This is a genomic window from Empedobacter sp. UBA7252, assembly GCF_002472765.1.
Lineage (GTDB): Bacteria > Bacteroidota > Bacteroidia > Flavobacteriales > Weeksellaceae > Empedobacter > Empedobacter falsenii_B.
This window is the reverse complement of record NZ_DKSQ01000051.1, coordinates 17,424-42,221: the sequence shown is the minus strand read 5'-3', so window position 1 is coordinate 42,221 and position 24,798 is coordinate 17,424. Positions and strand designations below refer to the sequence as shown.

Annotated in this window: 21 protein-coding genes; 8 read left to right on the top strand and 13 right to left on the bottom strand. The window is 31.6% G+C overall.

Annotated elements, in window-relative coordinates:
• Window positions 1-39: 39 nt before the first annotated feature.
• Both uvrA and B2X73_RS07670 read right to left on the bottom strand, forming a co-directional pair.
• Window positions 40-2,841 carry an excinuclease ABC subunit UvrA gene (gene uvrA / locus B2X73_RS07675; RefSeq protein WP_291096133.1) on the bottom strand — a complete coding sequence of 934 codons (2,802 nt, stop codon included), beginning with the start codon at window positions 2,839-2,841 and terminating at the stop codon, window positions 40-42.
• A gap of 151 nt (window positions 2,842-2,992) precedes the next feature.
• Entirely contained in the window at window positions 2,993-3,331 is a 339-nt protein-coding gene (locus B2X73_RS07670) for a hypothetical protein (RefSeq protein ID WP_038331633.1), read from the bottom strand.
• A gap of 158 nt (window positions 3,332-3,489) precedes the next feature.
• Here B2X73_RS07670 and B2X73_RS07665 point away from each other — a divergent pair, with 158 nt between their 5' ends.
• On the top strand, window positions 3,490-4,464 hold the full coding sequence (locus tag B2X73_RS07665; RefSeq protein ID WP_115002064.1) for a bile acid:sodium symporter family protein: 975 nt from the start codon (window positions 3,490-3,492) through the stop codon (window positions 4,462-4,464).
• Window positions 4,445-5,536: a DUF3810 family protein gene (locus B2X73_RS07660; RefSeq protein ID WP_291096131.1), complete on the top strand. Its 1,092-nt coding sequence runs from the start codon at window positions 4,445-4,447 to the stop codon at window positions 5,534-5,536. The genes B2X73_RS07665 and B2X73_RS07660 overlap by 20 nt, the downstream gene beginning before the upstream one ends.
• Window positions 5,537-5,569: 33 nt before the next feature.
• On the opposite strand, the gene B2X73_RS07655 is transcribed toward B2X73_RS07660, so the two are convergent.
• Both B2X73_RS07655 and pepT read right to left on the bottom strand, forming a co-directional pair.
• Window positions 5,570-6,238 carry a head GIN domain-containing protein gene (locus B2X73_RS07655; protein WP_125350349.1) on the bottom strand — a complete coding sequence of 223 codons (669 nt, stop codon included), beginning with the start codon at window positions 6,236-6,238 and terminating at the stop codon, window positions 5,570-5,572.
• Between the two features lie 88 nt (window positions 6,239-6,326).
• Window positions 6,327-7,568 (bottom strand): peptidase T, encoded by a 1,242-nt coding sequence (pepT, locus tag B2X73_RS07650; protein ID WP_115000674.1) that lies wholly within the window; start codon window positions 7,566-7,568, stop codon window positions 6,327-6,329.
• A 64-nt stretch (window positions 7,569-7,632) separates the two neighbouring features.
• Between pepT and B2X73_RS07645 the strand changes: the two genes are divergently transcribed.
• Complete coding sequence (locus B2X73_RS07645) at window positions 7,633-8,499, top strand: hydroxymethylglutaryl-CoA lyase (protein ID WP_291096129.1); 867 nt, start codon at window positions 7,633-7,635, stop codon at window positions 8,497-8,499.
• Between the two features lie 136 nt (window positions 8,500-8,635).
• A complete protein-coding gene (locus B2X73_RS07640) occupies window positions 8,636-10,006 on the top strand; it encodes a peptidylprolyl isomerase (RefSeq protein WP_291053327.1) in 1,371 nt (456 codons plus the stop codon).
• A gap of 60 nt (window positions 10,007-10,066) precedes the next feature.
• Here B2X73_RS07640 and B2X73_RS07635 read toward each other — a convergent pair whose 3' ends face one another.
• A complete protein-coding gene (locus B2X73_RS07635) occupies window positions 10,067-10,609 on the bottom strand; it encodes a lipocalin family protein (RefSeq protein WP_219034590.1) in 543 nt (180 codons plus the stop codon).
• A gap of 125 nt (window positions 10,610-10,734) precedes the next feature.
• On the opposite strand from B2X73_RS07635, the gene B2X73_RS07630 reads away from it, so the two are divergent.
• Genes B2X73_RS07630 through B2X73_RS07615 form a run of 4 tightly spaced genes read left to right on the top strand, consistent with a single transcriptional unit; the run spans window position 10,735 to window position 12,979 of the window.
• Window positions 10,735-11,007 (top strand): DUF2089 family protein, encoded by a 273-nt coding sequence (locus B2X73_RS07630; protein ID WP_038331614.1) that lies wholly within the window; start codon window positions 10,735-10,737, stop codon window positions 11,005-11,007.
• The gene (locus B2X73_RS07625) at window positions 11,000-11,479 is read left to right on the top strand and encodes a PH domain-containing protein (RefSeq protein ID WP_291053330.1); all 480 of its coding nucleotides are present in this window, start codon (window positions 11,000-11,002) and stop codon (window positions 11,477-11,479) included. The genes B2X73_RS07630 and B2X73_RS07625 overlap by 8 nt, the downstream gene beginning before the upstream one ends.
• Window positions 11,460-12,056, top strand: a complete 597-nt coding sequence (locus tag B2X73_RS07620; protein WP_291053334.1) for a hypothetical protein — start codon at window positions 11,460-11,462, stop codon at window positions 12,054-12,056. The genes B2X73_RS07625 and B2X73_RS07620 overlap by 20 nt, the downstream gene beginning before the upstream one ends.
• Window positions 12,053-12,979, top strand: coding sequence for an alpha/beta hydrolase (locus B2X73_RS07615; protein WP_291053337.1), 927 nt, complete (start codon window positions 12,053-12,055; stop codon window positions 12,977-12,979). Before B2X73_RS07620 ends, B2X73_RS07615 begins: the two co-directional genes overlap by 4 nt.
• 373 nt (window positions 12,980-13,352) lie before the next feature.
• Here B2X73_RS07615 and B2X73_RS07610 read toward each other — a convergent pair whose 3' ends face one another.
• From B2X73_RS07610 to B2X73_RS07575, 8 genes are all read right to left on the bottom strand, one after another.
• The gene (locus tag B2X73_RS07610) at window positions 13,353-14,204 is read right to left on the bottom strand and encodes a carboxylesterase family protein (protein WP_219034585.1); all 852 of its coding nucleotides are present in this window, start codon (window positions 14,202-14,204) and stop codon (window positions 13,353-13,355) included.
• Window positions 14,205-14,307: 103 nt separating this feature from the next.
• Window positions 14,308-15,762 carry a glycoside hydrolase family 30 protein gene (locus B2X73_RS07605; protein WP_219034584.1) on the bottom strand — a complete coding sequence of 485 codons (1,455 nt, stop codon included), beginning with the start codon at window positions 15,760-15,762 and terminating at the stop codon, window positions 14,308-14,310.
• A 5-nt stretch (window positions 15,763-15,767) separates the two neighbouring features.
• A complete protein-coding gene (locus tag B2X73_RS07600; protein WP_349676192.1) occupies window positions 15,768-16,124 on the bottom strand; it encodes an endonuclease/exonuclease/phosphatase family protein in 357 nt (118 codons plus the stop codon).
• A gap of 29 nt (window positions 16,125-16,153) precedes the next feature.
• On the bottom strand, window positions 16,154-16,606 hold the full coding sequence (locus tag B2X73_RS07595; RefSeq protein WP_219034582.1) for an endonuclease/exonuclease/phosphatase family protein: 453 nt from the start codon (window positions 16,604-16,606) through the stop codon (window positions 16,154-16,156).
• A gap of 93 nt (window positions 16,607-16,699) precedes the next feature.
• Window positions 16,700-18,946 (bottom strand): glycoside hydrolase family 3 N-terminal domain-containing protein, encoded by a 2,247-nt coding sequence (locus B2X73_RS07590; protein ID WP_291046564.1) that lies wholly within the window; start codon window positions 18,944-18,946, stop codon window positions 16,700-16,702.
• A gap of 10 nt (window positions 18,947-18,956) precedes the next feature.
• Window positions 18,957-20,297, bottom strand: coding sequence for a glucoamylase family protein (locus B2X73_RS07585; RefSeq protein ID WP_221855170.1), 1,341 nt, complete (start codon window positions 20,295-20,297; stop codon window positions 18,957-18,959).
• Window positions 20,297-21,730, bottom strand: coding sequence for a RagB/SusD family nutrient uptake outer membrane protein (locus tag B2X73_RS07580; protein ID WP_286495499.1), 1,434 nt, complete (start codon window positions 21,728-21,730; stop codon window positions 20,297-20,299). Before B2X73_RS07580 ends, B2X73_RS07585 begins: the two co-directional genes overlap by 1 nt.
• A gap of 19 nt (window positions 21,731-21,749) precedes the next feature.
• On the bottom strand, window positions 21,750-24,680 hold the full coding sequence (locus B2X73_RS07575; RefSeq protein WP_291046557.1) for a SusC/RagA family TonB-linked outer membrane protein: 2,931 nt from the start codon (window positions 24,678-24,680) through the stop codon (window positions 21,750-21,752).
• Between the last annotated feature and the right edge of the window lie 118 nt (window positions 24,681-24,798).

Here is a 24,798-nt window from a genome sequence, read left to right as displayed (position 1 = left end):
CCGAACTAAACTCGGTTTTAATATTTTATTTTATTTCTGTTATAATTTCTCTTTTAAGAATTGAGCTGTGTAGGACTCTTTTACTTTGACAATCTCTTCTGGCGTACCTTCGGCAACCAAATAACCGCCTTTCTTCCCTCCTTCTGGACCAAGATCAATCACCCAATCGGCAACTTTGATAATATCCATATTATGTTCGATTACAAAAACCGAATGTCCCAAATCAATCAAAGCACGTAATGCTTTAATCAATTTCTGAATATCATGGAAATGCAGACCTGTAGAAGGCTCATCAAAAATAAACAAGGTTTTATTTGTCGTTTCTCCTTTCGTCAAGAAAAAAGCCAGCTTCACACGTTGTGCCTCTCCTCCAGAAAGTGTATTCGACGATTGCCCAAGTTTTACATAACCCAAACCAACATCTTGTAATGGTTTCAGCTTTTCGACAATTTTATTTTGTTGATGCGTTGCAAAAAAGTCAATTGCTTCATCAATTGTTAGATTTAAAATATCTGAAATCGATTTTCCTTCGAATTTAACTTCTAAGATTTCTTTCTTGAAACGTTCGCCATGGCAATCTTCACAAACCAGCTCTACATCAGCCATAAACTGCATTTCGATGGTAATTGTCCCTTCTCCTTTACATGCATCACAACGTCCGCCATCTACATTAAACGAAAAATGTTTTGGTTGAAATCCCATCACTTTACTCGCTTTCTGATTGGCAAATAAATTTCGGATATCATCGTAAGCTTTTACATACGTCACAGGATTAGAACGCGAAGATTTACCGATTGGATTTTGATCGATTAACTCAATTCCTTCCAATTGTTTCAGATCTCCAACTAACTCATCAAAATCACCGATTTTATTTCCAAAAATCTCGAAATGACGCTGAACAGCTGGTGCTAAAATATCTTTCATTAAGGTAGATTTCCCTGAACCCGAAACACCTGTAATAACGGTTAATTCGTTCAGAGGAAATTTAACATCAATATTTTTTAGATTATTTTCTCTTGCTCCAATAATTTTCAAATAATTAGGAGATTTTAGACGTTTTTTAGGAACTTCAATTTCTAATTTTCCATTCAAATATTTAGATGTTAATGTATCACCTTTTAATAATTCATCATAGGTTCCTTCAAAAACTACTTCACCTCCATTTGTTCCTGCTTCTGGACCAATATCGATGATATAATCAGCAGCTTTCATGATATCTTCATCATGCTCTACCACAATCACTGTATTGCCTAAATCGCGTAAACGATGTAAAATTGTAATAAATTTAGCTGTATCACGCGAATGTAAACCAATCGAAGGCTCGTCTAACACATACATCGAACCAACCAAACTACTTCCCAAAGAAGTTGCTAAATTGATACGTTGTGATTCTCCTCCAGACAACGTATTCGAAGCACGATTTAGCGTTAAATATTCTAAACCAACATCTAACAAAAACGTTAAACGCGACTTAATCTCATATATAATTCGACCCGCAATTTGCTGATCATATTCGTTAAATGTAATACTTGTAAAGAAATCATTCAACTCATTCAAAGGTAAATCAACCAAATCATTAATCGATTTATCCGCAATTTTCACGTAATTCGTTTCCTTACGCAAACGCTTTCCTTTACAAGTTGGACAAGTTGTTTTACCACGATAACGAGACAACATTACACGATATTGAATTTTGTATGTATTCTCCTCAACCATTTTAAAAAAACCATCCAATCCTTCCCAGTCGTTATCTCCATGCCACAAATAGTCTTTTTGCTCTTCGGATAACTCAAAATATGGTTTATGAATTGGAAAATCTACTTTTTGAGAAAGTTTGATAAAATGATTTTTCCACTCGCCCATTTTCTCACCTTTCCAAGCTACAACCGCATCTTCGTAGATTGACAACGATTTATTTGGAACGACAAGATTCTCCTCAACTCCAATTACTTTCCCGTAACCTTCGCAAGTTGGACAAGCTCCATAAGGATTATTGAAACTAAAGAAATGAATCGTTGGTTCATTAAAAATCAAACCATTTGATTCGAATTTATTTGAGAAATATTTTACCGAATTATCTTCTACATTTACAATCGCTATTTCTCCTTTTCCTTCAAAAAAAGCCGTCTCGATAGAATCTGCCAAACGATGATAAAAAGATTCTTCGTCCTCTGTTGGCAAAGCGATACGATCAATGACAAGATGAATATCATTTTCGGGTTGAGGTTCGAAATTAAATGAAATTAAATCTTCAATTTTCACTTGATTTCCATCTACACTCAAACGTGTAAACCCTTGTTGTTGAAGAATGTTTAAATGTTCAACAAACGAACGTTCCTCTGGCACAACTAATTTTATTTGAAGAATAAATTTAGTTTCAGCCGCAAAAGTTTTTAGATAATCAATCGCATCCGTTACCGAATCTTTTTGAACTAATTCTCCCGTAATCGGTGAATATGTTTTCCCAATTCGTGCGTACAACAACTTTAGATAATCGTAAACTTCTGTCGTTGTTCCAACTGTAGAACGCGGATTCGTAGAATTTACTTTTTGTTGAATCGCTATTGCAGGCGCTATTCCTTTGATATAATCAACTTGAGGTTTATCCAATTTTCCTAAAAACTGACGTGCATAAGACGATAAACTTTCGACATAACGACGCTGACCTTCCGCATACAACGTATCAAAAGCCAAAGTAGATTTCCCAGAACCAGACATCCCAGTAATCACGACTAATTTATTTTTTGGAATCGCTAAATCAATGTTTTTTAAGTTGTGCAATTTTGCACCTTTAATCAGAATAAATTCTTTCGGATCAAGTTGATTGATATCTTTTTTCATCTTGGCACAAAGTTAAGTTATTTTAGAAAGTTAAACTTAATCGCAACAAAAATTAGTCATAAAATATAACGTATAAAAAAGAACAGATTTAGTTAAAATATAAAAGCGCATCAACATGTTGACGCGCTTTTTTCAATAAAAAAATAAAAATTTATTCCTGAAATAATAAATAATTTTCTTCGTTTAACTCTTGATATCCAACATCGTACACATAAAAAATTGTGCCATTTTTTGATTCATCTACATTTGTAATGTACTTAAAATCAAAGTTTCTCAAACTCAATTCGTTTTTATTTACCGAACGAGCTCCTTCTTCTAATAAAGTTTTTAAGATACGATTATTTTTTCTTAATCTGTTGTTAATATTTCGTACAATTTCTACTTTATCACGATTAAGATTATTATTATAAGAATTTCGACAAAAATCGTTACAAAACTTTTTGTCTTTTCGACCAAATAAAGTTTGGTTACATTGAAGACACGTATTCATAAGATAGATTTTAGGTTATTTAAATACAAATATAAAAAAAAGTTAATCAATTTACAAATACTTAACATTATACCCTTTTCTACTTTAAAACGAAAGTATTAAATATTTAGTAAATGTTTATCATCTTATTTATTATTTTTGTTTAAATTTTATTGATTTTGAAAATTCTAAATAAATTACCCGACCCTTTTATTCTGTTTTTATTCGTTGCCATTGTTGTCGCATATTTTTTCCCAGATATTAGTTTGTGGTCTTACAAGGATTTCAATCTGAATACAATAATTGATATTGGAGTTATCTTAGTATTCTTTTTTTATGGATTAAAACTTAATTGGAAAGAAGTTTTTAAAGATTTAGCAAATTGGAAAATGCATGTCTTGATTCAATCCATCACATTTATATTTTTTCCATTATTAGTCTTGTGTTTCTATCCTTTCATAAAAAATTACCCAATTTATTTTACTCTGTATGTCGCAATATTTTATTTAGCCGCGTTACCAAGTACAGTTTCTTCGTCAGTTGTAATGGTTTCTATTGCGAAAGGAAATATACCAAGTGCTATCTTTAACGCAAGTATTTCTGGACTAATAGGTATTGTTGTTACACCGCTTTGGATGAGTTTGTTTTTATCAAAAAGTAATGGTGAATTTGATTTATTAGGAACTTTTTTGGATTTAGTTCTTAAAATTATTTTACCTGTTTTTATCGGAGCTCTTCTTCAACCTTATTTAGGGTTCTTTTACAATAAATATAAAAAGCAATTCGGTAATTTAGATAAACTAACCATTGTACTTATTGTTTACAACAGTTTTAGTCATACTTTTTTGGATGGATTATTTACAAAATTAGGCGTTCTTCCGTTGTTGGCAGTTTTCATAATTGTAGTTGCGTTATTCTTTTTCTTTTTCAAACTTTCAAAATGGATTGGTAAGAAAATGAATTTTAATCGAGAAGATGATATCACAATTCAATTTTGTTCGACTAAAAAATCATTGGTTCATGGCTCGGTAATTGCAGCAGTTATTTTTACGGGAGATATCGGTATTTATTTGATTCCGGTTATGCTTTACCACACTTTTCAGTTAATTTATATCAGTTATATCGCTAATCAATATGCTAAAGAAGTTGAATAAAACTTATCGAAGTATCCTTATTTTTCTATTTCAAATTATTTTATTTTCGATACTATTTTCAATCGAAAGCGTTGATGATTTCATCGTCAATCATCTTACATTTCCAATTTCAGGATTTATTGCAAAAATTACGAATTCAGTTCATTTTCCTGTTGGAGAATTGTTTTATTTAATCATTGGAATAATCGGTTTTGTATTGATTTTTAAATTGATTCGAAGTTTTTTCAAATCGAAAGAAAAAGTTTCGCATTCAATTTATTGCATTATGATTTTTGTAAACTGTATCTATTTTATTTACACGTTTGCTTGGAGCGTGATGTACAAAAAACAAACGTTAACTATTGACAAAGAAAAAATCGTTATTCAACCTAAAATTCTGAAAGAAATCTATTGCTACGAACTTGATAAAGCAATATCAGCAAGAAATTTAATCGAACACAATGATTCAACAACAACGATAAAATTCAAATCTAATTTAAAAGATTATAATCAAGAATTTTTTGCTTTACAACACCAAGTAAATAATGTAAAATGGTTAAAAAATTATCGATTATTAAAAGATACACAATACAAATTATCTTGGATTTCGGAAATGCAAAATTATATGGGTATTTTGGGATACTATAACCCTTTTACGGCAGAAGCAAATCTGAACAGATACAATACAAATTTGAAACAACCTGCAACACTTTTCCACGAATTTGGACACCAAATGGGATTTGCATCAGAAAGTGAAGCTAATTTTTTAGCTTATTATTTAGGTACAAAATCTAGAAATCCTGAAATTAATTATTCGTTTTATTATAAAAGTATTTATACGCTTTTAGGTGCTATTTACAAATCTGATCCGTATTTTGTGAAAATGGAATTGGATAATATGCATTCTAAAATAAAGCAAGACAGAAAAGCCGAATTAAAACATTATTTGAAATATGAAGGTGTTACGAGCGATACTTTTTCTGAGTTAAATAATCAGTTTTTGAAGGCTAATAATCAAGAAGGAACTATAAGTTATAGCAAATATGTCGAATTGATTTATTTGTTATATCAGACAAAAAAAGCAACGAATTAATCGTTGCTTTTATATTATTGTTAAAGTTCTAAATCATTTAAAATTAATTTTTCCACCAGCTAATTTTTTCTGATTACGTTGCGTTGGATTACCATAAATATCAATCACTCCTCCTGCTCTAGTTTTTGCATCTACAGATTTCTCCGCTCTCGCTTCTATTACTCCTCCTGCATTTGTTGTTAAACTTGCTGTATCAGAATTTAATGTTTTCGAATAATATTTCCCTCCAGAATTTGCAATTACAGTCTGAAATTCAGTATCACCAGTTAAAATTACTTCAGCACCAGAATTTATTTTGACTTCTAATTTTGATGTTTCGATTGGTAATTTGATAGATGAACCTTCGTTAGATGTCAAATACAATGCTTGTGATTTTACAACATCATCAGAATAAATGCGAGAACCTTGACTTGCCTGAATTTCGTATAATGATTTGTAATAAACCTTAACCGTTGCTTCTCCTCCTTGCATCAATTTGGTTCCTGTCATTTTCAATTTCAGTTCACCTTTGTTATTTTCAACTTGAACATCGCTCGCATTAACTCCATCTACTTTCACTAGGTTTTCGTTTGATGAAATTAATTCAACTGGAATTTTATCATAAACTTTTAAGATATTAAAATCTCCAACATTTATCTCTTCTTGCGCAAATGCAAAAGTTGAACAAAATATAGCGGCTGCTGATAATACGATATTTTTCATAAAAAAAGTTTTCTAATTTGATTTGAAATTATGCAAAATTTAAACCAAAAAAGAAAACTTAAGTTATTTTTAAGATATATTGTAAGAATTATTTCGCTCCTTCAGCTGTTAATTCTGCAATACGTACAATAATTTCTGTTGCTTTTTCCATAGATTCTACCGGAACATATTCGTAAGGTCCGTGGAAATTATGACCTCCAGCAAAGATATTAGGACAAGGTAATCCCATAAAAGATAAACGAGCACCATCTGTACCTCCACGAATTGGTTTGATGTTTGGCGTAACTCCACAATCTTTCAAAGCTTGTTCAGCAATTTCAACAGATTGGAATTTCTCTTTTACTTTCTCAATCATATTAAAATATTGATCAGAAACTTCTGCTGTAATTACTTCATGATCAAAACGCTCTTGAATATCAGCAGCAATTTGTAAAAATAAAGCTTTACGCGCTTCATATTGCTCCATATCGTGGTCACGGATAATGTAAACCATTTTTGCTTCAGATACATTTCCTGTAATTTTAGCTAAATGAAAGAATCCTTCGCGACCATCAGTTAATTCAGGAACTTCGTCGTTTGGTAATTGCGCAGCAAACTCCATTGCAATATTAGATGCATTAATCATCTTATCTTTTGCATAACCTGGGTGAACAGATTTACCTTTGATTGTAACAATTCCAGATGCAGCATTAAAGTTTTCGTACTCTAATTCTCCAATTTCAGAACCATCCATTGTGTAACCCCATTCAGCACCAAATTTCTCTACATTAAAGAAATCTGCACCACGACCAACCTCTTCGTCAGGTGTAAATCCAATAGCGATACGTCCATGTTTAATTTCTGGATGAGCAATCAAATATTCTGCAGCTGTTACAATTTCAGCAACACCAGCTTTATCATCAGCACCTAATAATGTTGTACCATCAGTTGTAATGATTGTTTGACCTTTATATTGAGATAATTCAGGGAACTCGTTTGGTGATAAAATCATTGATTCGTTCAATTTGATATCTCCACCATCGTAATTTTCCCAAATTTGAGGTTGTACATTTTCTCCAGAAAAATCTGGCGATGTATCCATATGAGAAACAAAACCAATAGTAGGCACTTCGTGATCAACTGTAGAAGGAACATATCCAAAAACATACCCGTTTTCATCTATTGAAACATCTTCTAAACCGATTTGTTTTAACTCTTCAACCAAATAATTTGCTAAATCCCATTGACGGTCTGTACTTGGAAATTTATCTAAAAAAGCTTCACTTTCAGTGTAAGTTTTAACATATTTCAAAAAGCGTGTTACCAACTTTTCTCTCCATTCTGTTTGCATTGCGTTTTAATTTTTGTCAAATTTACTAAATTATCTACCTTTAAGGCGCAAATAAACCAAAAAAATGAGTGAGCTAACTTTTAAAATTATTGAATGTCCTCGTGATGCAATGCAAGGACGCAAAGATTTTATTCCGACTGATAAGAAAATCGATTACTTAAATCGTTTATTGACTGTTGGTTTTGAAGCGATAGATTGTGGAAGTTTTGTTTCGCCAAAAGCGATTCCACAGATGGCGGACACAAAAGAAGTTTTAGATAATATTGATAAAACCAATTCAAAATCGAAATTATCTGTTGTTGTTGCCAATAAAAGTGGCGCAATGAAAGCTGCAGAACACGAAAAAGTGGATATTATTGGATTTCCTTTTTCTATTTCAGAGAATTTTCAACAATTCAACACGAATAAAAGTCGTGAAGAAGCGTTTGAAATGGTGAAAGAAATCAACCAAATCTCAAATGATAATGGTAAACATATGTTAATTTATCTTTCGATGGCGTTTGGAAACCCTTATGGAGAAACTTGGAATGAAGAAATCGTAAAAGAATGGTCTAAAAAAATGGCGGATATCGGAATTTCTTCAATCAATCTATCAGATACAATTGGTGTTGCAGACGAAAAAACAATTGTTGATTTGTTCCAAAATTTGATTCCTCATTATCCAGAAATTGAATTTGGCGCACATTTTCATACCCTTTATACCGAATGGCATTCCAAAGTACAAGCCGCTTATGATAATGGTTGTCGTCGTTTTGATGGCGCTATAAAAGGTTTGGGCGGATGTCCAATGTCAAAAAGTGATATGGTCGGAAATATGCCAACCGAGAAATTAATTAGTTTCGCAAATGAGCACAAAGAAAAACATGGTTTGAATCTTTTTGATTTCGAATCTGCTTGGAATGTTTCTTTGCGTACATTTGGCTTAGTTTAATCTTAACAATAAACTAAAAAATCAATTCTTTTGTTAAAGGAAATTAAAATATGTTGGACTTTAACAAAAAAAGTTAAATTTGCTCATCGGTAAGTTTTTTTATCGAGCTTAGAATATTAAAATGAAATTAAAGTATATGAAATTTAAATCGAGTATGATGTTGCTAATTGCAGCATTATTTACGGTAAATACTTTTGCACAAACAGCAAAACCAACACCAAAACGTCTTGCTAAAGTAGATGGTATAGCTGCTGTTGTCGGAGATCAGATTGTTTTAGAGTCTGATGTAGATCGAGATTATTTAATGTCAAAACAACAAGGGATGCAAGTCGAAGACAAATGTGATTTCCTAAATGACATTATGTTAGACAAAATGTTGGTTGATCGTGCAAAACAAGATACTTTAATCAAAGTGACACAAGATGAGGTAACTCGTCAATTAAACAACCAAATCGAAGGTTGGATTGCTCAAGCTGGAGGAGAAAAACAAATTTTAGACTATTTCGGATTCCGTACAATGGCGGAAATGAAAAACGAAACTAAATATATCGTAGAAGATAATATTTATGCACGTAACAAAAGAGAAATGGTTGTAAAAGGTGCTGATGCTACGCCAGAAGAAGTTCGTTTGTTTTTCGAAAAACACCAAGGTGAGTTACCAGACGTAAAAGACGAAGTTTCGATTAGCCATATTGTAACTTATCCTGAAGTTTCGCAAGAAAATCAACAAAAGATTATTGATCAATTAAAAGAAATCAAAAAAGAAATTGAAGAAGGTGCTTCTTTTGCAACGAAAGCAATTTTATATTCAGAAGATCCAGGTTCTGCAAGTAACGGAGGTGAATACAAAAAAGTTTCTCGTGGTAAAATGGTAAAAGAGTTTGATGCGGTGGCGTTTAACTTACAAGAAGGTGAAATTTCTGATCCATTCAAAACTGATTTTGGATATCATATTATTAAGTTAGAAAAACGTCGTGGACAAGAATTAGATTTGCGCCATATCTTGATTACGTTGAAACCAACAGAAGACGAAATAAAAAAGGCTTATAATAAATTAGATTCAATTCGAGTTTTAATTAACGACGGAAAAATGACATTTAAAGATGCTGCATTAAGATTTTCTGATGATAAATACACAAAATTTAACTCAGGAAATATCATGAACCAAAATTCTGGTGACGATCGTTTCGAGAAAATGGCTTTGCCTCTACCAATGTTTACAGCAATTGCAACATTAAATGAAGGAGATATTTCTCAAGTTTTCGAAGATGATTTTGATAACAGAAAAGCTTTAAGAATCTTAAAAATCAATAAATTTTATCCAGAGCATAAAATCAATTATCAAGATGATTACTATAGAATTCAGAAATTTGCGGTTCAAGATAAAGAACGTACATTGTTGATGGATTGGGTAAAACGTCAAGTTGGTGATGCTTACATTAAAATTGGAAAAGAATACCAAAGTTGTAATTTCCCGATCGATTGGGAAAAGAAAAACCAAAAATAATAAAACAAAAAACCTCGAGAAATTCTCGAGGTTTTTTTTATGTCTTAAAAATAAATAATCTTATTTCGCAATCGGAACTTGAGAAGGCCAAATTAACTTACTTGGATCAAATCCTACTTTCTTTGCCGAATCAAAAAATCTGTCTTTTACCTTATCCGAAATCTCTTTCTTACGCGATAGAATCCATAACTTTTTATAATCTTCACTTGCAACTAATACATTATTGTAATCTTTATCAAAATCAATTACATATAATTTTTTTGCTAAAATTGGTAAAAACGTTGTCGAGAACAACCCAACATTTTCGATATCTTGTGCTGCAATTCCTTCAATCTTTTCCCACCCTTTTTTCTTCGCATTGTAGCCGCGCACAATCACTTCCAATTGCCCATTTTCTTCGTTCAAATTAAAACGATGCGTCACATTTGTTTGTCCTTTTTGTGCTTTATTTTCCAAACGTGCAATCTCGTACCAACGCCCTAAAAATCCACCTAAATCAAAATTTTGAGCAGGTTTATATTTTACATTTTTCTTATTGTGATTAACGATATATGCTGTTGTCCCTAACGCCAATGCTGCAAGAGCTAATTTCTTAAAATTCATTTTACTAAAACTTAGGTTGCAAATGTATCAATAATATTAAAGTTGAAAAAATATGATTTCAAATTTTGAATTAATTAAACTTTCATTTAACTTTATTAAAATTAATTTTAATATTATTTAACCAAATGAAAAAACTTCCTGTTATATGTCCCAGCTGTGCCGAAGAATTAGCGGTCGAAAAATTAATTTGCAACCATTGCGAAACACAAGTTGTAGGAAACTATGAACTTCCTTTATTTCTGAAACTTACAAATGAAGAACAAGCATTTATTATGCAATTCTTTGTCAACTCAGGAAGTTTAAAAGACATGGCAAAAGAATTTGAAGTCAGCTATCCAACCATGCGAAATAAAGTAGATGATTTGATTAATAAAATAAAAACAATGTCCGATGAATAAAGAATTTTCAGTATCGATGTCGCTATTTTTTAAGGTTACAACTGCTATTTTAATTGTATTATTAATCTTAATTGGAGGAATATTGTTTAAAGAAACAGAAGTATATGTTGCGGTGATTTATGCAATCATTATTTATCCGTTGTTTGCGTATTATTTTTTAATCTCTTTAAATAAAATTAAAGTTGATTTGAATAATATTTATCTTATTTCAAAAGTCAAAACGAGTATTATTCCGATAAATGAAGTGAAAATTATTACAAGAAAATCTCAAAATAATTTGATGATTATAGGTGCACGAGGCATTTATGGTTTGATAGGAAGATCTATGGACAATTATCGATGCAATATAAAAAATCGTACAAAACTTGTTGCTATTGAATTAGAAAATGTAAAATATTTGGTGAGCTGCGATCAGCCAGATGAATTTGTTAACACAATAAATACACTAAAAAATGATAAAGAAACTCCTTAATCCATTTGCATATTTCGATGAAAAAATACTGTTCATTATTGGACTATTTTCGCATTTCCTTTTCACTTATATCGCCAATATTACTGAATCTTTTTTCCCTGATTTTTTAAGCATTAAGAAAAATGGAATTTCTTATTCTTATCTCGATTTGTTGTATCAAAATACGAGAAATTTAGTAATTGCAATCCTCATATTTTACATTTTAGGAAAAATCATCAATAACAGAACACGAATTATAGACATTGTAAACGTTGTTTTAATCTCAAGAATCGCTTATTACATTGTATTCATAACGGATTTTATTCCAATTGTCAACAAAAGTATGGACAAGGTTTTGAAAGGAGTTACAACAAATAATCTCGAAGTTTTGCACGAAGCTCCAACAATGATTGTACTTGTAATTGTAGCTTTTATCGCGATATTTTTCTTGTGTATAATGCTCTATTTTTTATACATAGGTTTCAAAACTGTTACAAACATGAAAAATACAAAACAAGTTTTTGCTTTCATTGCTACCTTGTTATTTATCATTGTTTTAACCACAATATTATCATTATTAATACCACAAAAAATATGAAAAAAGTTTTATTTTTCTTTATACTTATTTGTTCTACAGTTTTTGGTCAATCAAAAAATGATTTCACAGAATCAGATATTCAACTTAACGAAAATCAAGTTAAATTATTTGGAACATTATGTTTACCTCAAAATGCAAAATCTAAAATACCAATTGTTTTATTAATTTCTGGTTCTGGACCAACAGATAGAAATGGAAACAATAATATGATGATTAATAACTCTTTGAAATATTTAGCTCATAGTTTAGCTGAAAAAGGAATTGCATCTATTCGCTATGACAAAAGAGGAATCGGAGAAAGTTCTATTGCTAATTTGGACGAGTCTAAACTTACATTTGATGATTACGTTGAGGACGCAAGGAATTGGATAACTTTCATAAAAAAAGATAAAAGATTTGGTTCTATTTCAATAGCTGGACACAGCGAAGGTTCATTAATTGGAATGCTTGCATCTTCAAAAAATGTCGACAAATTCATCTCGATTTCTGGTGCAGGAGAATCTATTGACCAAATACTTAAAAAACAATTAAATCTACTTCCTGAACAATTAAAAACCGAATCGTATGCTATTATAGATTCTTTGAAAAATGGAAATACTGTAAATAATATTAATCCTAATTTATCTTCATTATTTCGTAAAAGTGTACAACCTTATTTAATTTCTTGGATTAAATATAATCCTGTAAATGAAATCAATAAATTAACTATTCCTTTTTTAGTGATTCAAGGTGATATGGATATTCAAGTTGATACGGAGAACGCTAAAAACCTATCTCCTAAATCTGCTGTTATTATCAAAGGGATGAATCACGTTTTAAAAAATGTTACTTCAAAAGATGATTTATCTTCTTACAACAACCCAGAACTTCCAATAAATATAGAATTAGTAGAAGTCATTTCTAATTTTATCCTCAAAAACTAACTATAAAAGACAAAGCAAATTGCTTTGTCTTTTTATTTAAGAATTAACAAGCTGTTCCTCCTTCAAAATTTATCACTGTAGTTTTTTTTATCAGATTTTCGAGTGATTGTCATTGTTCCATTAGCTAAAACTGAATCAGATTCTACATTTTGTTTAATTATTATTTCTTGATCTACATCAATTTAAAACAATAATTGTATTTCTAAATTTACAATTCTTATTTGTGATTCGTAACAAAGGAGTTTAAAGATTATACAGATTTTTCATAGTATAAAGTTGGTTAGGTTATTTAACAAAGAGCAGAAGAAATTTTGCTCTTTGTTTGTTTTATATTTATAATCATTAAATAATTTATCATGTACTTATATTTTTATTAGTCAACAATTATTCGATTATTTACTTTTTTATTTCCAATTATTGATTGATTAATAAAATTGAAAACTTCGTCTAAATATTGCTTTCTTAATCCAGACCATTCATGTTTTCCTGAATTAGAGAAAATAGCAAAAGATGCCTGACTATATTTTCTATTCAAATCTTCTAAAGTAGCAGAACCATTTAAAGGAAAAAACCCTTGTTGATTATCCAAACAACTTCTGTGTGGCGCATTGTAAGCTGGTACAACATCATCGCTTAAACCATGTACATAAACTGTTGGCAAAACACTCGATTTTGTAACATAACGATTGTCTACAATCGCTCCTGCATAACTTACTAATCCATCAATTTTAACTTGATTGAATTGATTTCCGTACCATAAATCTCTCAAATAATAAGCATTTAGAATAGTCTCCGCTCCTGCACTACTTCCTCCTAAAATTAATTTATTAATCGAGAATTTAAGTTCTTTTGAATTATTTTGAATAAAATTTAGCGCAGTTAAAACATCAAAAGAGGCTTCTTTAAAAATCATCAACTTTTCTTGTTTTGGCAAATCACACCCAAAACCAGCCGAAGAATTTGCCAATAATCTATACGAGATAGAAACAGCTACGAAACCTCTTTCTTGAGCATCTTTCATTCGTTCAATTTCTTCTTTATCCGCTCTTGTTCCTCCTGAAAATCCGCCTCCGTGTACCCAAGCAAATACATTATAGGTTTGATTCTCTTTATAGTTTTTCGGATAATAAATATCAAACGCTAAATTATTTTTTTTATCATATACTATCGTTTTCTGCGCATATGTATAACTTATCATTAAAAATAAGGCAACTAAATATTTCATTTTCTTCTATTTTAAATAAAAATTGCTTGACTTTAACTTCTTACGTTGTCAATTTGTCAAGCAATTTACTATAAATAATTTTCCCTTTAATTATTCTATTTTTTTACGAAATAATGATTGTGCTAATCGAATGTTCTTGCGAATTCACCTCAACAGCTTCTCCTTCTATCCATAAATTATATTGATAAGGTTTATCTGTTTGATTCATCACAACCACCACAACTTTTCCGTCTTTGTTTACAAAAGAAGTCGTCATTAAATCTGAACGATTAGACGATGCTGCAATTCTTTGCGCACCTGGACGAATAAATTTTGAGAATTGACCAATGTAGTAAAACGAATTTGTATACGTAACTTGTCCATTTCTAGTATCACCATGAATTGGTGCAAAACAGAAATTTCCTACGTGATTTGGTCCTCCTTTTTCATCCAACAAAACATTCCAATCTGTCCAAGCAACTGTTCCGGAGTTAAAATCGTTGATCATATTGTAACCATATTTTTCACCCAATGCCCAATTTCCCATTTGATTGTAATCAAATTGTTCTTTACAACCTTCTGTAAAAATTAGATTAACATTCGGGAAAGCTTCGTGAGTTAACGCTACATTATTGAATAAATTCACGCTTCCGTTCCATGTTTCGTACCAGTGAAAACCAACTCCCCAAACATATTTAGCAGCTTCAGGATCATTCAAAATAGTTGAAGCACGCTGGTAAATTAAATCACGGTTATGATCCCACACAATAATTTTTTTGTCTTTTAATCCTTTTTGGTGAAAAGTCGGACCTAAATTATTTTTCAAGAAATCACGTTCTTCTTCAGCTGTATAAATACACGATTCCCATGTTTGCGTTGCCATTGGTTCGTTCTGAATAGAAACTCCCCAAATTGGTAAACCAATTTTCTCATAATTCTCGATAAATTTCACAAAATAGTTAGCCCAAGTTTGGTAATATTCAGGTTTCAAAGAACCTCCTTTTAACATACTGTTATTCGTTTTCATCCAAGCTGGCGGACTCCAAGGACTTGCATATAAACGATAAGCATCTTTCATTTCTGCTTTTGCCATTTTAATCATCGGAATTTTATAATTCAAATCATGTGCAATGTCAAAAGTTTTTAACTCATTATCATTATCTTTTACATACGTGTAACTATCGCTCGAAAAATCACTCGAATTTATTGTTGTTCTAATCAACGAATAACCAATTCCTTCTTTTTCGCTATAATAAGCTTTGATAATTTCTTGTTGCGCTTTCTTTGGCAATTTTGCTAAAACTTCTGCTGAAGCATCTGTGATAGCTCCTCCAATTCCTTCAAATTTTTGGAATTTACGTTTTGGATCAATAAAAATTGCAATATCTGTTTCTTTTGGTTGTGGAAACTTTTTTACAGCTAACTTATCTGTCCATTTTGCGATACGTTGATTCGTATTTTTAGCAGTTGTATATATTTCGATTTTCTTGTTCGAAAGTTTAAAATCTTGCGCATTTACGGCAAAATAATTTAACAATAAAGCTGCAATAAGAGGATATTTCAAATGTGATTTTGTCATAATTATTATTGAATTAAAAATTTGGCTAAAATTGGTAAATGATCTGATGGATATTTGAAATCGTAGAAATCATCAATCGTATTGAAACTTTTACACGTTACTTTTGAATTCTTTTTGTAAAAAATGTAATCTAAAATTTCTGTTCCTTTTACATTGAATTTAAAATCTTCCCATGTAAAATCTGGTCCATAAACCATTTGCGCATTTAGACGAGTATCTAAATATTTGTTTTGAATATATTTAACAGATTCATCGTTTTGATTCATATTAAAATCTCCCATAAAAAATGCTGGAACGTTTTTCTTTTCAGTTAACTTTTGAATTAAATTATCAATCATTTCTAACGATTTTTGACGCGCAATTTTTCCATCATTATCAAAATGTGTATTGATTATCCAAAATGTATTTTCGTTTTTTTATCTTGAAATAATCCGTAAGTGATAATTCTATAATAAGAAGCATCCCAACCTTTCGACATTTTTTCTGGCGTTTCTGATAACCAAAAAGTATGTTGTTCTAAAACTTTATATTGATCTTTTTTGTAGAAAATAGCAGAATATTCAGCATTTTTATCATCATTTCGAGGAGATCCAATAAAATCTAAACTCGAATTATTTTGTTTGATAAAATCTAACTGAGGAACTTGCGCTTCTTGTACACCAACAAAATCAGCATCATAATACTTGATTAAATCAACCAATTTTTGTTTGCGAATATTCCAATGATTTGCGCCATCATCAACAGACGCTAATCTAATATTGTAAGACATAATTGATAAATTTTGTTGTGCAAAACCTATCATTGTCATGATTAAAACTAAACTTAAACTAATATATTTTTTCATGTGTGTGATGTTAAAAAATTCCAAGTAAGCACAACAATACTTACTTGGATGAGAAATAAATTAAATTTCTAACTAAAACTATAAATGAGGAATTTAATCAACTAAAGTAAAACTTGTTTTAAGCGTTGCGTCTGAATTTCCTCCAACAAAAATGTCGAAATCTCCAGCTTCAGCAACATAATTCATATTGATATCGTGGAATTTTAAATCTTCTGGAGTTAATGTAAACGTAATTGTTTTTGTTTCTCCTTTCTTAATCATCACTTTATCAAAACCTTTCAATTCTCGAACTGGACGCGTCACACTTCCTACTAAATCGCGAACATATAATTGTACTACTTCTTCTCCATCGTAGTTTCCTGTATTTTTAACATTTACAGTGACTTTTATTTCATCTTTTCCATTCTTCATCGTTGATTTATTCACTTTTAAGTTACTATAATCAAACGTTGTATAACTTAAACCATAACCAAATGGATATAAAGGCGAATTCGGAGAATCTGTATAACGAGATTTATATTTTTGCTCTGCATCACTTTCTCCTAAATAAGGTCTACCTGTATTTTTTTGATTGTAATGAATTGGAATTTGACCTACAGAACGAGGAAATGTCATCGGTGTTTTGGCCGAAGGATTGTATTTTCCATACAACACATCTGTAATCGCTAAACCTCCCATTGTTCCTGGATACCATGCGTATAAAATTGCATCCATATTATCATTTTCCCACGAAATTGTCATTGGACGACCAGCCATTAAAACTAAAACAATTGGCTTACCAAGTTTCTTTAATTCTTTTAATAATTCTTTCTGATTTCCTGGTAAATCTATATTTGTTTGAGAAGCAGCTTCACCTGTTTGATTCTCGTTTTCTCCCATAACCGCAACAATTACATCCGAGTTTTTCGCTAAATTAATTGCTTCTTGAAAACCATCAGTTTTAGACGAATTAAGTTCTGTTCCTTGTGCGTAAGTAATTTTTGCATTTTTACCTAAAACATCGTTCAAACCTTCCCAAACAGACCACGCTTTTCCGTATCGATCTCCACGTGCAGCCCAGTTTCCGATGATGTTTTTTTCATCTTTAACTAAAGGTCCAATTACCGCAACTTTTTGAGATTCTTTTAATGGTAAAATTTGTTTCTCATTCTTTAATAAAACCATTGATTTACGCGCAACATCACGAGCTTCATTTAAAAACTCTTGTTTCATTACCGTTTCTTTCTCTCGTTTTGCATTTGAATAACGATATGGATCTTCAAAAAGTCCTAAGTCATATTTTGCTTCCAAAATTCTATGAACCGCAGTATCAATCACATCTTGCTTTACTTTTCCTTCTTTTACCAATTTTGATAAATGATTAAGAAAAGCACCACTCATCATATCCATTTCAATTCCTGCTTCAACCGATTTTAGAGTTGCTTCTTCCAAATCTTTTGCAATTCCATGAGGAACTAATTCCTGAATCGCCGTATAATCTGTTACAACAAACCCTTTATAATTCCACTCTTTACGCAAAATTTGATCGTACAAATATTTACTTGCTGTAGAAGGAACTCCTCCAATTTCGTTGAAAGACGTCATGAAAGATCCAGCACCTGCATCAACAGTCGCTTTGAAAGGCGGCAAAATATAATCTCTTAAGAAACGATCAGAAATTTCTACCGAACCATAATCGCGACCAGCCTGCGCTAAAGCATATCCTGCAAAGTGTTTTGTACACGCTAAAACGGTATTTAAATCATATAAACTTTTACCTTGAAAACCATTAACACGCGCTATTGCAATTTTACTTCCTAAGAAAGTATCTTCACCTGCACCTTCAGAAACACGTCCCCAACGAGGATCAAAACCGATATCAACCATCGGAGCAAAAGTCCAATGAACTCCGCCAGCAGCTGTTTCTTCAGCAGCAATTCGAGCCGATTTTTCAATTGCTTTTAAATCCCAAGAAGAAGCTTCACCAAGTGGAATTGGAAAAATAGTTTCATAACCATGAATTACATCGTATCCAAAAATTAATGGAATTCCAAGACGTGTTTCTTCAACAGCAATTTTTTGTAATTTTTTGGTAATATCTGTTGTCGTAGCGTTAAATACAGACCCCATCATACCTTGTTTCGTGTATTTTATATAATTTTTATCAATTGCAGAGCCTGTAACATCACCTCCATCATAGGTATATTGTACCATCTGACCCACTTTGTCATCAATCGTCATTTGACTCATCACATAATCAATAAACTCTGATTTCGATTTCGATTTATCAAACTTTATTTTTTGCGCATAAGTATTGAATGCTAATCCTAAGAAAGCAATTGAATAAATTAGTTTTTTCATTTTTTTGATTTTAATTCGAGGCTGTTGTTTTGAATTTCAATTTGTCTAAACCTCTTTGTACATCTTCATTTTGCATAAACAATTTCCACAATAATCCAGAGCGATAATTCTCTATCATTGGTGTAATTGTTCCTTGATCTATCGCCAAATATTTCGTAATCACTCGATCATTTTTTACATCAACCGCATCATACGGACCTGCTACTCCAATCAAGCTTTTGTTTTGTTTTTCGTAAATAAACTTCAAGAAATCCATAGATTCTTTCGGTGCATATGGGAAAGACGATAACGCAGCTGTAGGCGTAATTACATTATTGTCATTTAATGGAGAGTGTGCTGTATAACCTTCTGTTCCATCTCGATTGAAGGTATAACTTGCCGTTAATCCCCACATATTTTTTTTGTACTTCTTGAAACTTTCCGTTTTTTGTTGATTGTAGATGTAATGAATCTTTGCTTGATTTTTCACTACTTTTCCATAATCAATACCAATTCCATCTATTAAATTGTTCGGATTAAGTCCAATAAATGAATATTGTGCCCAAAATAAAGGTCCAACATTTTTATTAGCTCCGTTATGCTTTACAATCAATGGAACTCCGTATGCAGAATCATTTGATTTTATATCACCATTTCTCGTCCAACCATTGTAATAAACTTCTGAATTGATAGAATGTTTTGGAGAAGCCGCAGCAATAACATACGTAATCATGGTTTCATCAAATCCTTTTAAAGGAAAATTGATTTTCCATTCGTAATTTGGAGACCAATGCCAGTACAACACATTTTCTCCTCGTGTATAAAAATTGAAATCGATTTCTTTCCAAAGTTGATCAGCTAATTGCGAAATCTCTATTTCTTTCTCATTTTTAGAATCTTTGAAATACTCTTTCAAACAAATTAAACCCTGAGCAAGAAATGCAGTTTCTACCAAATCACCTCCGTTATCGTATGTACTAAAAGCTTTTACTTTTCCTGTTTCGCCATTTAACCAATGTGGCCAAGCTCCATGAAAACGATTTGCATTTTGTAAAAATTTCAATCCTGTTAAAATTCGTTCAGTTGCTTCTTTTCTTGGAATAAATTCGCGATCAATACCAACAATTAAACTCATTAATCCAAATCCTGTTCCTCCTGTTGTAATGATATTTGAATCATTTTCTGGATAAAAACCATCAGGATGAAAACGTTCACGAGCTAATTTTGAATGAGGTTCAGCGTAATCCCAAAAATATTGAATCGTCTGTTTTTGAACTTTATCTAACAGCTTATTTTCTTGTTTTGTTTGAGCAAAAGCACTTGCGCCACATAAAAAAGCGCAAGTAACTATTGTTTTATTTAATTTAATCATTACCAACCTGGGTTTTGAGTCATTGTTGGAGTTTGAATAATTTGTCCATTTGGAATTGGGAACAATTCATGTTTTCCAGTAACGAAAGTTTTACCATTTTTCGCCATCATCTCTTTTGCTTGACCAGTACGAACTAAATCAAACCAACGATCATGCTCAAATGCTAACTCCAAACGTCTTTCATTCCAAATTTTTAATCGTAATTGATCTTTAGACATACTTGCTATTGGAGCTAATTTTACACGTGTTCTAACACGATTAAGAGGTGTTAAAGCATCTTGCCCAATTTCATTTGCTGCTTCAGCTTGAATTAATAAAACTTCAGAAAAACGAATTACACGAATGTTTTTGTCTCCATCCGCAGAACCAAGATTCGCACTTGAATACGCTTTTTCGTTATACATCGGGTTTTCTACAGAAGTTGGAACTAAACGACCGTCATATAAAGTTTCACCTCTAAAAATGATTGTTGCATCACGACGAATAGCATCTCCTTCAGCATTAAAAGCATCTAATAAATTTTGAGAAGGAACATTGAATCCCCATCCCCAACCTCCAGTACCACGAGCTCCTTGAGTTTCTGAATATTGTTGAACGCCATGCGCAACAGCATCTCCACGAGCTTGGATTTCAAATAAAGACTCTTTACCATTCTCAGTTTCTTTTCTCCAAGTTGTTGCGTAATCACTTTCTAAATCATAAATACCAGAATTAACAACGGTTGTAGCCATATCGTACGCTTGTTGATTTTTTCCTTGGTATAAATATACCTTTGCCAATAAAGCTTGAGCAGCTCCTTTTGTTGCACGTCCTAAATCTTTTGCAGCATATTCATTTTTAGTAGGAAGTTTTGATATTGCATCTAATAAATCTGCTTCAATGTATGCATAAACTTCTGCTTTTGGTTTACGTACTGAATAAGACGCCGGAACATCTAACTCCTGTATCACAGTATCTCCAAACATACGAACCAAATAGAAATAAGAAACAGCTCTCAAAAATTTTGCTTCCCCAATTAATCTATTTTTTTCTGCATCTGTGATTGATGATTCTGTCGTATATTTTATAGAATATGACGCTCTACCAATTGTTTTATAAAAACGTTTCCACATAGCTTCGATAGAACCAGTTGTAGAACTATGTAATAATTCGTCTAAATCTCTTTTATCTCCACCATTATCTGTAGAGGAACTTCCTTTATCTGCATTATCAGAAATCATTTCAGTAACTCCTAACCAAGAGAATGCATAATCCCAATCTGTAAACATTCCGTAAATACCATTCACATATTTTTCTGGAGATTGAGAAGCTTGATCATCAATAGCTATATTTTCTTGAGAATCTACATTCAAAAAATCACTTGTACATGAACTTAATGTTCCGATTGAAAGAATAGAAGCTAATGTTACTATTTTAAATATATTTTTTTTCATTTTTTTAAAATTTTCTAGATTAGAATTCTACGTTTAATCCAACTAAAAATGTTCTAACATTTGGATATGCAGAGAAATCCATACCTGTCGTTCCATAAGGACTTCCATCATAACGTTTTCCTTTTACATTATCTAAAGTTAATTCCGGTGTAAATCCTGAATACTTCGTAATCATGAATACATTTTGTGCACTAACATATAATCTTAGGTTTCTGATAAAATCAATTTTATCTCTAAAATTATATCCTATTGTCATGTTACTTAATTTGAAATAATTACCTTTTTCTAAATAGTAAGAAGAAGCAACTTGATCACGCTCCGCTCCTGGATGAGAATTTGTACTACCAGCTCCTGTCCAACGATCGTTAAACATATCAACTGTTATATTTTCCCCTCCTAAACGTGTATTTTTGATACCATTGTAAATCTTGTTACCTCCAGCTCCGTAACCGCTAATCGTTAAATCGAAATTTTTATATTCTAAACTAACATTGATTCCGTAGTTATATTTTGGAATATATGATCCCATGAATTTTTTATCACGATCATCAATAACTCCATCTCCATTTTGGTCTTTGTAGCGTAAATGTCCTGGACGAGCACTTGATAAATGAGCATTGCTATTTATTTCATCTTGTGTTTGCCAAACACCTTCTACTTCATATAACCAGAAAGAACCAAGTGGTTGACCAGCTTCTAAACGTTTTGCAATTTGTCCATTTCCTAAAGAACCTCCTGTCATTCCAGAATATCCTTCTTTCACAGATTTCACTTCATTTTCATTGTAGTTAAAGTTACCACCTATCGAATATCTAAATCCTCCAGCTGTTTCATTACGATAATTCAAAGCAATTTCAAAACCTTGATTTACTACTTTTGCAGCATGGTCATAAAAATCTTTTTCATAAGGAGACGATCCTATTTGTTTAATATTTAAGATGGCATTTTTCGTGGTCTTGTTGTAGTAATCTAAACTTCCTGATAATTTACCTTTCAATAACTCGAAATCTAGACCAGCACTCCATTCATCTACAATTTCCCATGAAATATCATAAGCTGGAGATCCGATATAAGCTCCATAAATTAAATCTTGACCTGGTCCAAAAACATAATTCGCATTATCACTACCTGTTGAAGTAGAAATTGTTGTATAATTGTATGGCACATCTGCATTACCTAAGCGTCCCCAACCTCCGCGAAGTTTTAAGAAAGAAATTACATTACTATCTTTTAAGAACTCTTCGTTAGAAATATTCCAAGCAGCAGAAACTGATGGGAAAGTTCCCCAATATTTTTCGTTTTGTTTAAATTGACTTGAGCCATCTCTACGAATAATTCCAGAAACGTAGTATTTATTTGCGTAATTATATTGTAAACGCGCAAAATAAGAAGCATAAGCAATTGGAGTGTAATTATTTTGATCCATTGCAGCCTTGTATTGTCCAGAAGCATGATGAGCTGACCAATATTGTTCTTTATCAGGAACATCATATACTGTGATATCTGAATATTGACCAATACCCATTTTTTCAGCAGAAACTCCCGCAACAACATTGAACGAATGATCTCCAAATTTGCGATCAAATGTTACAAAATTTTCCCATGACCATCTAAATGTTTCTACATTATTTAGATTTAGAGAGTTATTCATATAAGTTGAACTTGCTGGATTTTTCGCTTTTAAATCTTCAAATTCAGCAGCAGTTCTAATTGGATTACCTGCAATCCATCTTTCTTTAATTGGATTAAATTCTCTGTATTTGTACCAATATTTTGTTCCTCCAGCACGAGAAGTTACAGTTAAACCTTTTGCTAATTTTAGTTCAGCTTCAATATTTCCTTGAAGCGTAGTAGAATTAGCTTTTTGATTATCATAGAATAAAGTAGACATTGGATTACCATGAGAGTTCAAATTACTTGTCACCTCTCCTGGTTTTGCAACGTATGTTACTTCTCCTGTAGTTGTATTAAAAATAGGTAAACCCCATCTTCCGTTATCATATTTTACAGGAACTAATGGTGACTGACGGTAAGCTGTATCAAATGCTCCATATGGTTTAGGAACTTCTCTAGAAAATGTAGCGCTAACGTTTTGTTTAATCTTTAAAACTCCATCAAACAATTTGTAATCGTTGTTACTACGAACAGTTGTTCTTTTGAAGTTATTTCCTTCTAAAATTCCTTTCTCTTCGAAATTATTAATACTGAACATGTAATTAATATTTTCTCCAGCACCAGCCAACGAAACATTATTACTAACTAACTGTCCTGTGGTTAACATTTCATCAAACCAATTCGTGTTATATTGTTGATTTGTAGAAATCAAAGAACCTCCTGTTGCTTTTCTTTGCTCGTTAAAATAAGTTATGTACTGATTAGCATCAGCCATATCTACCATATTCATAGTATTTCTTACTCCAATATATGAATCATAGTTAACTCTTATCTTTCCTGTTTTACCACGTTTAGTTGTTACAACAACAACACCGTTTGCACCACGAACTCCATAAATAGCTGAAGATCCTGCATCTTTTAAAACATCAATTTTTTCAATGTCATTTGGATTAATATTATTAATATTTGGAACAATTAACCCATCCACAACATACAAAGGAGCTTTACCTCCCAAAGCTGTACCCATTCCACGAACCAAAACAGTTGGTGTACCTCCTGGAGTATCCGTATTAATAATATTAACACCAGCTAATTTACCCTGCAAAGACTGCATGGCAGTTGTACTTGCAATTTGCGTAATGTCTTTAGCATTAGCTGATGAAACAGCTGATGTAAGATCTGATTTCTTAACAGTACCATATCCAACCACAACGGCTTGATCTAGTATAATAGAATCACTTTCAAAAGGATCTCCTATCTGTATAGAATCGTTAGTAACTTGGGCATTTACACAGAAAGACCCGAGAATAAATAATGGAAGAAAATATTTTTTCATTCTATTTCAATAAATGGTTATTTCAAAAATAGAATGTTTTAACACTTGATTAACAAGTAATAATTTTAGTTAGAATAATTTTCTAAAAAAATAAAATATATAATACTAAATACCAAAT

Excerpts from the sequence above, each read along its gene's own strand:
- uvrA (WP_291096133.1), bottom strand. The coding sequence starts at position 2,841 with ATGAAAAAAGATATCAATCAACTTGATCCGAAAGAATTTATTCTGATT.
- B2X73_RS07670 (WP_038331633.1), bottom strand. The coding sequence starts at position 3,331 with ATGAATACGTGTCTTCAATGTAACCAAACTTTATTTGGTCGAAAAGAC.
- B2X73_RS07660 (WP_291096131.1), top strand. The coding sequence starts at position 4,445 with ATGCTAAAGAAGTTGAATAAAACTTATCGAAGTATCCTTATTTTTCTA.
- B2X73_RS07655 (WP_125350349.1), bottom strand. The coding sequence starts at position 6,238 with ATGAAAAATATCGTATTATCAGCAGCCGCTATATTTTGTTCAACTTTT.
- pepT (WP_115000674.1), bottom strand. The coding sequence starts at position 7,568 with ATGCAAACAGAATGGAGAGAAAAGTTGGTAACACGCTTTTTGAAATAT.
- B2X73_RS07645 (WP_291096129.1), top strand. The coding sequence starts at position 7,633 with ATGAGTGAGCTAACTTTTAAAATTATTGAATGTCCTCGTGATGCAATG.
- B2X73_RS07640 (WP_291053327.1), top strand. The coding sequence starts at position 8,636 with ATGAAATTTAAATCGAGTATGATGTTGCTAATTGCAGCATTATTTACG.
- B2X73_RS07635 (WP_219034590.1), bottom strand. The coding sequence starts at position 10,609 with ATGAATTTTAAGAAATTAGCTCTTGCAGCATTGGCGTTAGGGACAACA.
- B2X73_RS07630 (WP_038331614.1), top strand. The coding sequence starts at position 10,735 with ATGAAAAAACTTCCTGTTATATGTCCCAGCTGTGCCGAAGAATTAGCG.
- B2X73_RS07625 (WP_291053330.1), top strand. The coding sequence starts at position 11,000 with ATGAATAAAGAATTTTCAGTATCGATGTCGCTATTTTTTAAGGTTACA.
- B2X73_RS07620 (WP_291053334.1), top strand. The coding sequence starts at position 11,460 with ATGATAAAGAAACTCCTTAATCCATTTGCATATTTCGATGAAAAAATA.
- B2X73_RS07615 (WP_291053337.1), top strand. The coding sequence starts at position 12,053 with ATGAAAAAAGTTTTATTTTTCTTTATACTTATTTGTTCTACAGTTTTT.
- B2X73_RS07610 (WP_219034585.1), bottom strand. The coding sequence starts at position 14,204 with ATGAAATATTTAGTTGCCTTATTTTTAATGATAAGTTATACATATGCG.
- B2X73_RS07605 (WP_219034584.1), bottom strand. The coding sequence starts at position 15,762 with ATGACAAAATCACATTTGAAATATCCTCTTATTGCAGCTTTATTGTTA.
- B2X73_RS07595 (WP_219034582.1), bottom strand. The coding sequence starts at position 16,606 with ATGAAAAAATATATTAGTTTAAGTTTAGTTTTAATCATGACAATGATA.
- B2X73_RS07590 (WP_291046564.1), bottom strand. The coding sequence starts at position 18,946 with ATGAAAAAACTAATTTATTCAATTGCTTTCTTAGGATTAGCATTCAAT.
- B2X73_RS07585 (WP_221855170.1), bottom strand. The coding sequence starts at position 20,297 with ATGATTAAATTAAATAAAACAATAGTTACTTGCGCTTTTTTATGTGGC.
- B2X73_RS07580 (WP_286495499.1), bottom strand. The coding sequence starts at position 21,730 with ATGAAAAAAAATATATTTAAAATAGTAACATTAGCTTCTATTCTTTCA.
- B2X73_RS07575 (WP_291046557.1), bottom strand. The coding sequence starts at position 24,680 with ATGAAAAAATATTTTCTTCCATTATTTATTCTCGGGTCTTTCTGTGTA.